A 12,690-nucleotide genomic window follows, 5' to 3' on the forward strand; every position below is an offset into this window, starting at 1 on the left:
CTTATGAACAACACTCGATTAAGCGTTTTCCTCACTGCCATTAATATAAGAATACGTTTCGATATCATCTCGTTTTAGCCAGCCCTGTTTAATCCAAAAAGCTTTTGCCTGTACGTTATCTGCCAACACATGAATATGAGATTTAGAAATACCCACACCTTTGAGTGAAGCCAAGGCATGATCTACTAACGTTTTAGCAACGCCTTGGTTTCGGTAAGCTGGTAGTACTGACAAGTGCTGAATATAGCCTCGTTTTCCATCATGCCCTGACATTATGGTGCCAACAATACAATTATCGCTCACTGCCACAAAACTCAAATCTGGATTACGCTCTAAGTAAGTATGAATGCCCTCTTTAGAGTCTGCATCTCGAAGCTTTAAACCCTCAGACTCAGCCCATACAGACATCACTTCCTCGTAATCATTAATCGTCATTTCCCTGTAATTCATACTCTTTGAATGCCTTTAATTTCTAGTTAATCTCACTAATAAAAAGCAATTACTTCTCAAATCACCATCACTCTGCATGGTATTGCTGTAGCCACTCTTTAGGGGACAAATTTGTCTTTTTACGGAACACTCGTGCTAAAACAGAGCCGTGTTCATAGCCAACTTGGTTGGCCACGAAACTCACAGGTTTCCCTTCTATTAATAGCTTTTGAGCCATGGATACACGCAAATCGGTCAAAAAATCATTGGGGGTTTGACCTAACGTCTCTCGGAATAAGTCTGCAAACTTTGAACGCGACATGGCTGCACTCTCAGCCATAGAATCCAGTGTCCACGGTTTCTCTGGTGACGCTTGTAATTGAGTGATGATAGAAGCCAGCAATGGATGACTTAATCCTGCAAGCAAGCTTTGCTCTGTGAGGCCGGCTTCAGAAAGGTTACGCAGCATCTTGATTAACAAAATATCGCATAACTTCCCCATAATGCTTTTCTGGCCAAGCCCTGATTTTTCAGCTTCATAGAATAGCCAAGCAACAGTTTCTATCATGGACTCTTCCTCTAAACTTAGAGAAATTAAATTCGGTAAACTAGCAATCAGTCTCTGCTCTTCAAGTGCCTTAAAATGTACTGTCGCACATACTAACTTCACCTCTTCTGTCTCAGCACTAATAATCTGATGACTAGTATCAGAAGGCAAAAGAATAATAGTAGGACGGTCAAATAGCTTTTTATGACCTGAATCCGTCAGAACAGTTAGTACTCCGGAGTGAAGGTAATGCAAGTGCCCGACATGCTTTTTCCCTGTTGTCTGAAGCGACTTCTCACCACAAAAGCTACCATTGAATATCACCTCAGATTGAATAGAGAAGTTATCAATAATGTCTTGTAACTGGTTCATAAATATCACTTAACTTATATATTTGGACGATATGTTTCATTTTATGGACGGTTCGATGCTTCACGACGAGCGAAGCTTTATATACTGGCCTCACTGCTTAGGAAAACAGTTTGCTTCTGCTTAAAAGAGCCACTCACACCTAAACTGAACCAAGGTTTAATCATGCTAGCATGAAACCAAACTCAATAATGAGAAGGAAAGGTATTATGAACTTTTACAACCTGATTAAAAGCGTTACTGCGGCCATCGTAATCTTTGCGAGCGCAAGTGTTTTAGCGGCTGATGTCGATATTAACGCTAACTCGAAAAACGTTGCCATTAAAGGCTACGATACAGTGGCCTACTTCACCATGGAAAAGCCAGTAAAAGGTAGCAAGGAATTTACAGCGACTTACAAAGGCGCAACCTATTACTTTGCTTCTGCTGAAAACCGTGATTTGTTTAACGCAGATAAAACAAAATATTTACCACAGTACGGTGGATTCTGTGCCATGGGTGTAGCGTTCGGCCAAAAGGTTAACATTGACCCTAAAGCGTGGAAAATTGTTGATGGCAAACTTTACCTAAACAACAGTAAATCCGTACAAAAAAGATGGTTAAAAGACGTTCCGGGTAACATTCAAACAGCGGAACAAAAATGGCCGACGATTCAGCATTTAACAGCAAAAGAAGCAAGAGCCCTTTAATTAAGCATTAAAAAAGCCAGCATCTCGTAAGAAGTGCTGGCTTTTTTTATAGACTCTATTTTTAGTAACCTAGTTAATCGTTTACTGACTATTTTTTTACTACCACAAGCTTGGGTCATTTAACGCTTCTACACATGCTGTCTCACCAACCATAGTATGAATTTCTGAGCCATTAAGTGCTTGTGCAAGCCACCCCATTGGCTGGCTTAAAGAGCAAGGGGCTTTAACAATATTTTCACTTATTGGCTCAAAGCCCGTCTTGCAATAATAACTTGGATCACCGTAAGTGAAAGCTAAATGAACACCTAACGATTTGAGGTGATCCAAACCGTATCGGATGAGTTTTTGACCAATACCTGTACCTTGCACATTTGTTAAAACGGCAACCGGCGACAAAATAAATGCTTCCTGTCCACTAGGTACAGTTAAACGGCTAAAGAATATGCAGCCAATAACCCCACCATTATCTTCAGCCACACAGCCTATTAAATCTTCAGGCTTGGTAGTTGTTATTAAATTGCTAACAAAATCAGCGATAACTTGACCATCCTCTTCGCTCTCAGATGCAGAGAAAACGCGCTTAAAAAGGTCAATAACCTCGTAAAATTGGGACTCATCAAATAGTGATAACTTCATTTTATTTAACCCTATACCGCTTGAGCTGCAAAACTATTCAATAAGCCAACAATCGCTAACAACCAGTACAAAGCACCAACTAGCAGCCACGCATAATTTAACAACGTCAGCTTATTATTTTCACTGGCAAGGACATCGTTGCTTGCATAATTGGCTAGTGATTGAGCCTGATATAAGCACCAAGATGCGATTGGTAAAGCTATAAAGCCAAAAAGAGAAATCATTGTTAACCCACGACCATCACCATTAATTATGGCGCCGATATAACCAATGACACCTATAACAACATATATGGTCGCTAATGATCGTATACTTCGTGGATACTCTCCCGTCTTTTGGTGATACTTTTTTTCAAATAAAGAAAATAAAGCATGAGTAAAAAAGATACTAAATATAGCCTTCATGATGGGTATCAATTTTTTGTTGCCACTTGTTTTGTAGAGGCTCCAATGTTTATAAAACCAATAGAGGGAATAGATCCCGAATGTCCCGAAGTACATTATCAAAAATTTTTTTGTAGAAACGGAATAAAACTCCATGCCACTTTCTTGCTCCGTTTCTTGTGACTCTACTTGTTCAACCTCTGTTTCCATTACGACCTCTGGATGGATATATAAATAGTATTTAAAGAGTAAAACTTCAGGTAATTATACGGGTAGTTCGCTTGAAGGTTAGGCCTTTCTTAGAGAAAAGCGCCCATACTTAAACGCTCTTCAACGCTAAATCCTAATGACTCATAAAATGCTGCTACTTGAGTGTTAGTTACACGAATTTGAAGGTTAACTTTAATACAACCTAACTCCTTTAACGCTGCCATGGCATGTTTTACAAGTTCGGCACCAGTACCATTTCGCCTATGCTCTTTATAGACAGCAACCGCATATAACCAACCACGATGACCATCGTAACCTGCCATACAAGCACCTACGATTTTCCCATTGCTTTCTGCCACGAAAACCAAGTCGTCTACTTCAAGCTTTGCACGTAAAACAGCGGCTGGCTCATTATGAGGTGGATCATCAGGGAATACCGTTTCCCATAATTGAATTAAAGCATCCCTGTCATTGGATTCGAACTTTCTCATTTTCATAAATTGTCTCAATGGTAGATAACGCCACGGTTAAGATTCAAGTATTCGCAATGGCTCATTTAAATTAATCACTCACCTGGTGTTGGCACATCGCTCTTGCTGACTTGCTGTTTCTCTGCGATCTCACTAGCCCACTCTTTGTCAGAAACGCATGCTTCGATGCCTGTCTGCTCCTTACCTTTTGATGGTGTAAAAGAGAGACGCGTCAACAGGGGGAAATGGTCTGAACCTATCGAGGGCAGACGCTTTATGTCCTGCAATGTGAAGTGTTTACTGTGAAATAAATGATCCAGCGGCCAGCGCACAATCGGATAGTCGGCGTGAAAAGTATTGAATATCCCCCGTCCGACACGTGGGTCTAATAAACCGCTCATTTTACGAAACAGCCTAGTGGTAGCAGACCAAGCAACATCATTGAGATCCCCAGTAACAATCACAGGTAAATCACTCTCAGCGACACTTCGAGCCACAATAACTAACTCAGCGTCACGCTGGATGGATTCTGGGTTTTCTGTCGGGCTTGGCGGTGCAGGATGAAGGAACAGGGCACGAACCTTGTCCCCTGTTCGCAGCTCCAGCGTTGTATGTATTGAGGGAACATCGTCCTCGACTAGATAGCTGATTTCTTGGTCATCCAACGGCAACCGAGAAAAAACATGCATCCCATAAAGATTATCGAGTGGACACTTAATCGTGTACGGCATTTCAGCTTCTAATACCTCAAGCTTCTCTTCCCACCACTTGTCGGACTCCAAAGTTACAAGCACATCGGGTTGGTGGTGTTTAACTAACTCGATAAGCGCTTCCGAGTTACGGTTTGTGGTTAGTACATTCGAGGTAAGCACACTGATCTGATTATCAGTATTGTGGTTTATGGATGTTTTTACCTCTTTAGACCAAAAAAACGTATAAGGTAAAATCCAGAACAACTGCCACATCAAACAAAGAGCCGTTATGACAATTAATATTGGAGTGATGAGCCACTCATCGTCTAGCAAAAGCAATTGGGCAACCAGCAACACACTTGAGACAGCGGTAAACTGTAAACGAGGAAAATCCATCCCCCTAATCACCCAATGGGAAAGTCGTAATAAAGGCAGTAGTGTCACTAGAAGAACAAACAGTGTGGAGGCTATGAGTATGGCTAACATTTAAGCTCTGGCTTTTAATCATCGGTAAACAAAAGTTAACCCATTAAAGACTGTAAATCCATAGCCTAGCCTCATACTCGCAATCGAAGCGAAGGCTCATACATATACACCCATACATTAAAGATTTGCGATTTTAATTAGCTTTAAATATTAGAACAATCTAATATATCAGACAAACATAATCAAGTAATCACAGGGGAAACAGCAACATGATACGCACACAAATTACAGAGCAATATTCAGTGTCTGAGCAAATAACGTTAGACGACCTTAACACTCTCGCTGCAGCCGGTATTTCCTTAATTGTTTGTAACCGCCCAGACAAAGAAGAGGAAAACCAACTCGCTTTTGCTGACATAGCCCAACGGGCCCAAGAGTTAAACATTAAGGCAGTCCACATTCCTTTTGCTGGCGGTCAAATGCAAGCATCGGATGTCACCTCTTTTAAACAAGCCATAAAAGGCGCGGACAAAATCCATGGTTACTGTCGAACAGGAAAACGCGCTAGCAGCATATGGGAAGCGGCTAACACAGAGGTGTAATCATGCTTGGGTAGAGATAAAAAAATACCTCCAGACTTTAAAAATAAGGAGGTATTTTATCTCTTAAAAAAGATCATTTGATTCGTTTTTATTAAGCGGCTTTCAATCTTTTTGATTGAAATTTTTGCCCCAAAATCGCACTTCGATAGGTACTTGCAAAACTAGAAAAAGCCACATCAACATCTAATCTAAGTTGGCGAACAATATCGTTAGATGAGATCAGACCGCGAATGGTGTTGCTGTCTTCATCAATCACTAACAAGTGCTGAAGAGGGTTTTCTCTTTGGCTCAATAAAAGAGATTCAATATCTGAGTTTTTCAATGAGTTATAAGAAAGCGCAATCAGCTCTTCTTTTGGCCTCATTAGGTCTGCAACCATGAGTTCTGATCTTTTATAGCCTTCTGCAACACGCTTAATAAGCGCATCTTCAGATAAGTCTTCAAGACTGATAATCCCAACAAAGTGGTTATATTCATCAACAACAATCTTCATCCGCACATGTTCTTTTTTCATTAGTTTCACTAATACATCTGCACGTGTGTTGGTTTCAATGACCCTTGGGCCAGCTGTCTTGAAATCGGTAAAAACGGTCAACGCTGAAGAATAAATATTGATGCCTTCAACCACAGTAGGCCAAGTAAGTTCGTTAACGCTTTTTGTAGACACATAAGTCAATTTTTTCATGATAAATCTCCAATAATAAATAAAAAGTGATTGGGTTATATCAATGAAAAAGGAGGGGCTCTCGGACTAATGCTTTGGTAAGTTTTGTTGTGTGCTGGAACCGTATACCCAACAAAAATATGAGGCGAAGAAGTAGAAGATACTTCTCGAATGAATACATTAAACGCAAGGTCGTTATTGTCTAAATCTTCGTCTTGGTCATCAGCAACAACTTTATCAAGGAGTTTTTCTACAACAGGTTCTAACCAATGAAGCTGACTCACCTCTTGAGCACTGGCGTGTTGAGATATCGTCATTAAAGACGATAACACCACAGCAATGATCATAAGAAATTGAGTTTTCATGGCAGTAACTAGGCTTTCCCTTAACTGATTAATTTACCTTGATATATTGAATATATGCCTGTTATTTTTTAAATCCAGTGTTTTTCTATAAATGACCTTTTTTTCCACTATTTCAATCTCTACTTCCAATAGGTTTTGAAATGGAAGGCTGACCAAAGCACATAGCTTAGCCTCTAAAATCGGTGTTTAGCTAAATTCCAACAACACTGGTGACAGTTACCCGAACAAGGCTCCTCTTGGGTTTAAAAAGAGGCGTTCTAGGCTAATTTGAACTTTTCTAGATCTTAATTGAGTGCATCCTTATCCATGAGGAAGCACTCAATTAAGTAGAGATTTCACTCGCTTTAGTATTTCTAGTCCATACTAGCTTGTGAATACACGACTTTACCGCCCGTCATGGTAAGCAATGGCATTAACTCAGAAATCTCATTTTCCTCAACCGTCAAATAGTCCTTATCCAACACGACTAAATCAGCTAGTTTGCCAACTTCAAGGGAGCCAATGTGTTGCTCCATAAAAAGCAACTCAGCGTTATTTCGCGTGTGTGCAATCAAGGCCTGCTCTCGGCTAACTCGTTGATCTTCACCCCACGTTGCTTTAGCTGCGACGTTGGTACCAGCAACCACCCACTCAAGAGTTATAAAAGGTTGATATGGCGCAACGATACCTGCATCAGAGCCTAACCCCCAAAGAGCACCAGAGTTTGCAATACTACCAATTCGAGGGGAATCAAATATCTGCACACTCATACGGGCTTGATTGTGCACAGCGAAGGCAATACCAAGCTCCGCCGCCCGAGCAATATCTTCGTCTTTCATCCCATTAACATGGGCAAAAGTCCAACGAAGGTCTTTTACAGTCGGAACCTCAACTGCGATATCTTCCACTAGGTCGAGATACTGTTCTGCCATTACTTGGCTCATAACATGTTCATGAACCGGCCAGCCGTTACGAGCAGCGGCAAATGAAATCTGTGTAAATGGCCCCCAAACTTCTTCCTTCCACTGACTTTTGTTCCTTGGGTTATCTGTAACAGGTGAATAGATGTGCTCTCCTAACCCCAGCAAACCAAACTGCTCATCATTTGAACGAGGCAATATGCTGTCAGATTCGATCATTTTTAACGCACTCTCTGTGGACTTCGCATCACGAGCGTTGTAACGCAATGTATGGAAAACCCGCAACGGCATATCACCACTTTCAGCAAAGTCTTCAAGTGCACCAAGATCACCTTCAGAAGGTCGACCAACATCATAGACGGTAGTCAGCCCGACACGATTAAGCTCTTTCATGTATGTACGGATTGCATTCTCGTCAGAGCGCTTATTGCGCCAGCTAACAAGATTAATGAACTCGCCTACTGTGTCACGTCCTTTGACTTGAGCCTGACCACCATTCTCCACTTCCGCCAGTTCAAACGCTTTGCTATTGGCAAAGCCTTCAGAGTAGCCGCGCATCAAGAAAAGCGGATTGTCCGGTGCAATTTCATCAAGTTCTTGCAAACTAAACCCAGCATTGTCATCGAGAAACTGCTCATAGCTCCAGCCCCCCATTACAGTGATCCACTTGCCTGACTCCAGTTGCTTTGCTCTATCACGGATTTTCTTCATCGCCTCAGTCCGTGATTCTATACCGTCGAGACGGACTTCCGACTTGAAGTTCCAAACACCTCGAATAAAATGAAGGTGGTTATCAATAAGCCCGGGGATGACCGTTTTACCTTTGAGATCAATAAGCTTTGTCTGATCGCCAATCAAAGGTTCTGTCATAGCGTTACTACCCACAGCCACGATTCGTCCGTCACGAATAGCCAAACTCTGAGCAATACTAAAATCCTCATCAACCGTTAAAATTTTTCCATTGATAAACAGCGTATCAGCAATTTTCGCAGACTCGCTGTTAGCACTCACGCTCATAGTCATAAGCGTGAGCAAGGTAAATAGGGCTAGTTTCTTCATCTTATAATTTCCTATTATAAATAATTGGGGGGCAGTCATTCATATTAGGAAACCAGCTTCTGCAAACAATAAAATTTACATTACTTTAAGATTGGGTCAAAAAGTCAGCTGAATGAGAACTTGTATCTAAGTGATGGTATAAAAAAGCCAGAATAGCTATCGTAGCTAAGATGAAATAACCAAAAGCCAATTTCGGCGTAAAAAGAAATTAACCAAACAATAAAATTAGGTAAAACTACAACACAGAAAATTGCATACTAAATATCAATTTCTATAAAAACCTCCTTATATAATATTTAACCTAAATCTAACCAAATTTATTTATCAATAAATTTAATTAGGGTCGCTATATATGATATGTTTTTTATATTGTGTTTTATAAAATAAAAAACAGCCTATTTTAATTAAAATCCAGTATTATTTATTAGTCGATAAAACCAGTAATTAATTGATATATAAAGATAAAAAAATAAAGTCATTTGATAATACAAATATTTTCATTCCAACACCTTCTCTTCGCTTTTTTACTAAACTATGATGATATTGTTGCGGTATTAAATATAAAAATACTCCGTAGCAATAACGTAAACAAAAAATGCTAATAGGAAAAAGATATGCGCCATCCAAAAAAAATAATAGGCATAATGATCAGTACTCTAACCACTACAGGCTATTGTTTAGCAAGTGAAGCACCGACAATGGTCCCTGCTGATAAATTCGATCTAACGAATTGGAAGATTACTTTACCTTTAGACGCGGATAAAAACGGAAAAATAGACGAAATAAAAGTAAAGGCCATCCAAACCTACTCTCACCCAGATTTCTTTTATTTAGATGCTAATGGCGATATGGTTTTCGCGGCGTCCAATAAAGCTAAAACCACCTCAAATTCTTCAAATACTCGAAGCGAGCTACGCCAGATGTCCCGCGGCATGAACACCAGCTTTGGCACAAAATCTCGGCAAAATAATTTCGCCCTTGAAGCAAATAAGCAGGGCTTGATTTTTGGCGGGAAAATGAACGCGACACTAAAAGTAAACCACGTTTCAATGAACGCAGGTTACCCAGAGAAACCACCCGCTTATTCAGTGGTAGTAGGGCAAATTCACGCCCTTAAGGATAAGAAGAAAGTAGCAGAAAACAGAGGTTTTGGTTTCGGTAATGAGCCTCTAAAAATTTACTATAAAAAGTGGCCGAATCATAAATACGGCTCTGTCTTTTGGAATTACGAGCGTAACTTAGCAAAGGCAGACCCAGATCGTGCTGATGTTGTTTACCCTGTTTGGGGGAATACATGGTTGGATAAAACAGAACCTGTCGATACTGGTATCGCGTTAGGTGAAGAGTTTAGCTATGAAGTGAATGTACATGGCAACATAATGCACCTAACCTTCTCTGCTCCCAATAAAGACACGGTTAAATACTCTATAAGCTTAGCCGACAATATAGACCCATACGGTAAAGTTGACCCTAAAGGCAACCCTAATGGTTACGCCGAAGACCTTCTGTATTTCAAAGCTGGCGCTTATAACCAGTGTAGTAATAAAGATGCTGAAGGTATGTGGTATGCCGCTTGTCCGGGGACTGGAGACTGGGAAACAGACAAAGCAGACGGTAACTATGTTAGCGCCACTTTCTCTGAACTTATTTTAAGTGAATCAACCCAACCTTAGCTTTAAAAACCTAATTTTAAAGTCTATACAACTAAAACAGCTTCTCCTTTTTCAGAGGATGAAGCTGTTTTTTTGTCTTAACTGTGAATATTAAAAACCTTAAAATAATCAAGGTAACTCATACGAGTGTTTGAAAAAGAAGATACCTCAGAGAAATAAGCACAGCTAGCCTTTTAGCATTTCATAAGGGCTTTGCCACCCTTTTAACGTATGACCTGATTCAGGGTGACCATATAACTTCATATCACTTTCTTCACGAAAAATTAACACGGCATACCGTGTCATGGGATTGCCTAGAAGGGGTTTATCGCCTGAATCTATGAGGGCTCTTGAAGGTTGATATCAGGTACTTTCTCTTTATTGAGAACACATGAATTCAGAATAGAAAAGGTGCTAAGGGAGTATTAGAAACCTCTGACGAGGTTTCTCTATGTAAGATTTAATTCGACTCTGACCCCAATTATTCAGAACCCATGTAAGAGATTCTTCGAAATGCTTCCGATTTAGATCTGAATATTTAATTAGTTCGAATTTCATTTTTGACAGCTAACGCCCAGCTCAACTGCGTAGCAAGCTGTCAGTTTTTGTGCGTTTTTTGCACAAAAAGTGACAGTTTACGGAGTCAGATTGCAGCTTTTTGTTACATGGTTTTATCATTCGAAACTAGCTCTTTAAGCTCTTCAACTGCACTCTCGTTTGGGTCCCAATCGACATCACCTTTCTTTAAGCGTTTCAGTAATTCTGAGATCGAGTTAATTTTATAGGATATATTTCTAAGTATCTTAGCTGCCTCTAGTTCTTGGTAACCAGGGGCTCTGTATTCTATTCCAATTTTAGTTACTCGCTCATTTTGTCCATAATGGAAATCTTCTGAAGAGCTTTTATTAAGAAGGGACAGCCTTAGGTCTTGAGACTGATCGAAAGATGGTAACAGCTTGGTATAATAACTAATCTCATCTGTCTCTTTAAACGCTATCTGATAAAGCAAAGATGAATCCACTAGGCTAAATCTATCATTCCATGTTGAATAACCAACAACATCGTTAAATAAACCAGAGATTACGTCTTTTAAATAATCACAATATTGACCTAATACCACATCATTTTTAAATGATTCAATTTCTAAGGATGCTTTAGAATGGATAAAGCAAAGTAGCACATCAATGTATACGTTACAGTCTTTCTCAATTCCCCTTATCACTTTTATATTTTCATCCAGATCACCTGTTCTCCAGTGAGAATGACTACTCTTAGATTTTTCGATTCTGGACTGTAAAGAGATAATTAATTCATTTGACAGTAACGATAAACTCTCAAATTTAGGCAGTTTTATTTGCATATTTGAGTAAGATTTAGATTCTTGCCAATAATTGAACACAGAATTGTATTTTTCTCGAATCGATTGTTCAACGTGTTTCTCATGGTTTGAATGAAGAGCCTCGATAACTGGAGAGAAATCAACAAGGCTACTATGGCCATCACTTACCGGGCGAACCAAATCAAAAAATTCCGGAATTGATAGGCTTTCGGACAAATAACCTATCTGCCCATTCTCACGCCTAAGCCCTATAAATAATTGTGTTTCTTTAGACACTATCTTTCCTTAAATTCTATGACTGCGGCGCTAAATACATCTAGCCATGTAACGCCCAAATAAGCGGCGCGAGGAACGAGCGTCCGGCGCCGAAGGTGCGTAGTTAATTTTCTTGTTAAGTGTTTGACTCTGCAAATTTAAACTATTTTTTCTTTGCACGAGGGTCAGCCAATAATAGTTTAAAAAGGTATTCCAATGAGCCGCCTTTGTCAGAGAAAGTTTGCGTATATTCCTTAATGCCACGTTCGAAGTAATAAACTTCATAGGAGCTTCCATGTACCTGGATCGTATACATACAATCACTTGGAGGCTTCCCCAAGCTAAATATGCTTCGATCAATATCGTGCTCGTAGAGCTTCTGGTTAAACTCTTCATTTTCCATAAGGACACTTAACGCCGCAATAACCGAGCGGAGTATTGCGTGGTAAAGTGAGCGAAGCGAACCACGCAATGCGGAGTCCGGTTGATTGCTTTGTTAGTGTTTTTTAGCATAGCTAGACATCCAAACCTTAGATTCATTGAATATGCCCCGATTAATTTCCCCTTCGGAACAGTAATCTTCGTAATACCACCCATACATTAGGTGAATTCCTAGATCGTCACCGACGTACTTTTCCGTTTTACCGTAATAATCGTAACCATCTATCTCTTGGAGCATCTCTTTAAATTGATCGTAAGGTACTACTTTTCCCGAAGCGATTTTAGTAATGTGGTACTCCACAAGATATCTAACCGCTTCTTCTAGATTCGGGAGGTAAACATGTTGTTCTCTTAAATATTGCTCAAATAGTTTGGATATTGCTACCCAGGTTTGTGGTTGATGATCAATTATCTCTAGAAAAATATCCGACCATTCCCCAGCATTCAACTGCCGGTGCACAAAATCAAGAATATCGTCTGTACACAATATTCCAGCTGCATATCTATTAACTAAAATTTCTACTTCGTTTTCCATTCTTGATGAACACTAACGCCCGCATGTG

At 39.9% G+C, this 12,690-nt stretch carries 14 protein-coding genes; 3 read left to right on the forward strand and 11 right to left on the reverse strand.

Annotated elements, in window-relative coordinates:
* Positions 1-18: 18 nt before the first annotated feature.
* Both OFY17_RS09665 and OFY17_RS09670 read right to left on the reverse strand, forming a co-directional pair.
* The gene (locus OFY17_RS09665) at positions 19-450 is read right to left on the reverse strand and encodes a GNAT family N-acetyltransferase (RefSeq protein ID WP_263530524.1); all 432 of its coding nucleotides are present in this window, start codon (positions 448-450) and stop codon (positions 19-21) included.
* 67 nt (positions 451-517) lie between these two features.
* The gene (locus OFY17_RS09670; protein ID WP_263530525.1) at positions 518-1,348 is read right to left on the reverse strand and encodes a helix-turn-helix domain-containing protein; all 831 of its coding nucleotides are present in this window, start codon (positions 1,346-1,348) and stop codon (positions 518-520) included.
* Between the two features lie 206 nt (positions 1,349-1,554).
* Here OFY17_RS09670 and OFY17_RS09675 point away from each other — a divergent pair, with 206 nt between their 5' ends.
* Positions 1,555-2,034 (forward strand): YHS domain-containing (seleno)protein, encoded by a 480-nt coding sequence (locus tag OFY17_RS09675; protein WP_263530526.1) that lies wholly within the window; start codon positions 1,555-1,557, stop codon positions 2,032-2,034.
* A 99-nt stretch (positions 2,035-2,133) separates the two neighbouring features.
* On the opposite strand, the gene OFY17_RS09680 is transcribed toward OFY17_RS09675, so the two are convergent.
* From OFY17_RS09680 to OFY17_RS09695, 4 genes are all read right to left on the reverse strand, one after another.
* Positions 2,134-2,670, reverse strand: coding sequence for a GNAT family N-acetyltransferase (locus tag OFY17_RS09680; protein ID WP_263530527.1), 537 nt, complete (start codon positions 2,668-2,670; stop codon positions 2,134-2,136).
* Between the two features lie 11 nt (positions 2,671-2,681).
* Complete coding sequence (locus tag OFY17_RS09685) at positions 2,682-3,263, reverse strand: hypothetical protein (RefSeq protein ID WP_263530528.1); 582 nt, start codon at positions 3,261-3,263, stop codon at positions 2,682-2,684.
* 89 nt (positions 3,264-3,352) lie between these two features.
* A complete protein-coding gene (locus OFY17_RS09690; protein WP_263530529.1) occupies positions 3,353-3,754 on the reverse strand; it encodes a GNAT family acetyltransferase in 402 nt (133 codons plus the stop codon).
* A gap of 74 nt (positions 3,755-3,828) precedes the next feature.
* Positions 3,829-4,911 (reverse strand): endonuclease/exonuclease/phosphatase family protein, encoded by a 1,083-nt coding sequence (locus OFY17_RS09695; RefSeq protein ID WP_263530530.1) that lies wholly within the window; start codon positions 4,909-4,911, stop codon positions 3,829-3,831.
* Between the two features lie 209 nt (positions 4,912-5,120).
* Here OFY17_RS09695 and OFY17_RS09700 point away from each other — a divergent pair, with 209 nt between their 5' ends.
* Complete coding sequence (locus OFY17_RS09700; protein WP_263530531.1) at positions 5,121-5,453, forward strand: TIGR01244 family sulfur transferase; 333 nt, start codon at positions 5,121-5,123, stop codon at positions 5,451-5,453.
* 91 nt (positions 5,454-5,544) lie between these two features.
* On the opposite strand, the gene OFY17_RS09705 is transcribed toward OFY17_RS09700, so the two are convergent.
* From OFY17_RS09705 to OFY17_RS09715, 3 genes are all read right to left on the reverse strand, one after another.
* Positions 5,545-6,138 (reverse strand): CBS domain-containing protein, encoded by a 594-nt coding sequence (locus tag OFY17_RS09705; RefSeq protein ID WP_263530532.1) that lies wholly within the window; start codon positions 6,136-6,138, stop codon positions 5,545-5,547.
* Between the two features lie 35 nt (positions 6,139-6,173).
* Positions 6,174-6,482 (reverse strand): hypothetical protein, encoded by a 309-nt coding sequence (locus tag OFY17_RS09710; RefSeq protein WP_263530533.1) that lies wholly within the window; start codon positions 6,480-6,482, stop codon positions 6,174-6,176.
* A gap of 353 nt (positions 6,483-6,835) precedes the next feature.
* On the reverse strand, positions 6,836-8,440 hold the full coding sequence (locus OFY17_RS09715; protein ID WP_263530534.1) for an amidohydrolase: 1,605 nt from the start codon (positions 8,438-8,440) through the stop codon (positions 6,836-6,838).
* Between the two features lie 614 nt (positions 8,441-9,054).
* Between OFY17_RS09715 and OFY17_RS09720 the strand changes: the two genes are divergently transcribed.
* Positions 9,055-10,113: a polysaccharide lyase family 7 protein gene (locus OFY17_RS09720; protein WP_263530535.1), complete on the forward strand. Its 1,059-nt coding sequence runs from the start codon at positions 9,055-9,057 to the stop codon at positions 10,111-10,113.
* 640 nt (positions 10,114-10,753) lie between these two features.
* Here the strand turns inward: OFY17_RS09720 and OFY17_RS09725 are convergent.
* Both OFY17_RS09725 and OFY17_RS09730 read right to left on the reverse strand, forming a co-directional pair.
* Complete coding sequence (locus OFY17_RS09725) at positions 10,754-11,707, reverse strand: hypothetical protein (RefSeq protein ID WP_263530536.1); 954 nt, start codon at positions 11,705-11,707, stop codon at positions 10,754-10,756.
* 475 nt (positions 11,708-12,182) lie between these two features.
* Entirely contained in the window at positions 12,183-12,662 is a 480-nt protein-coding gene (locus OFY17_RS09730) for a hypothetical protein (RefSeq protein WP_263530537.1), read from the reverse strand.
* Positions 12,663-12,690: the final 28 nt, after the last annotated feature.

The sequence above is a fragment of the Marinomonas sargassi genome (assembly GCF_025716875.1).
Classification (GTDB): Bacteria; Pseudomonadota; Gammaproteobacteria; order Pseudomonadales; family Marinomonadaceae; genus Marinomonas; species Marinomonas sargassi.

Coding starts and splice junctions, on each gene's coding strand:
- OFY17_RS09690 (WP_263530529.1), bottom strand. CDS start 3,754: ATGAGAAAGTTCGAATCCAATGACAGGGATGCTTTAATTCAATTATGG.
- OFY17_RS09705 (WP_263530532.1), bottom strand. CDS start 6,138: ATGAAAAAATTGACTTATGTGTCTACAAAAAGCGTTAACGAACTTACT.
- OFY17_RS09670 (WP_263530525.1), bottom strand. CDS start 1,348: ATGAACCAGTTACAAGACATTATTGATAACTTCTCTATTCAATCTGAG.
- OFY17_RS09675 (WP_263530526.1), top strand. CDS start 1,555: ATGAACTTTTACAACCTGATTAAAAGCGTTACTGCGGCCATCGTAATC.
- OFY17_RS09685 (WP_263530528.1), bottom strand. CDS start 3,263: ATGGAAACAGAGGTTGAACAAGTAGAGTCACAAGAAACGGAGCAAGAA.
- OFY17_RS09700 (WP_263530531.1), top strand. CDS start 5,121: ATGATACGCACACAAATTACAGAGCAATATTCAGTGTCTGAGCAAATA.
- OFY17_RS09680 (WP_263530527.1), bottom strand. CDS start 2,670: ATGAAGTTATCACTATTTGATGAGTCCCAATTTTACGAGGTTATTGAC.
- OFY17_RS09720 (WP_263530535.1), top strand. CDS start 9,055: ATGCGCCATCCAAAAAAAATAATAGGCATAATGATCAGTACTCTAACC.
- OFY17_RS09730 (WP_263530537.1), bottom strand. CDS start 12,662: ATGGAAAACGAAGTAGAAATTTTAGTTAATAGATATGCAGCTGGAATA.
- OFY17_RS09665 (WP_263530524.1), bottom strand. CDS start 450: ATGAATTACAGGGAAATGACGATTAATGATTACGAGGAAGTGATGTCT.
- OFY17_RS09715 (WP_263530534.1), bottom strand. CDS start 8,440: ATGAAGAAACTAGCCCTATTTACCTTGCTCACGCTTATGACTATGAGC.
- OFY17_RS09695 (WP_263530530.1), bottom strand. CDS start 4,911: ATGTTAGCCATACTCATAGCCTCCACACTGTTTGTTCTTCTAGTGACA.
- OFY17_RS09710 (WP_263530533.1), bottom strand. CDS start 6,482: ATGAAAACTCAATTTCTTATGATCATTGCTGTGGTGTTATCGTCTTTA.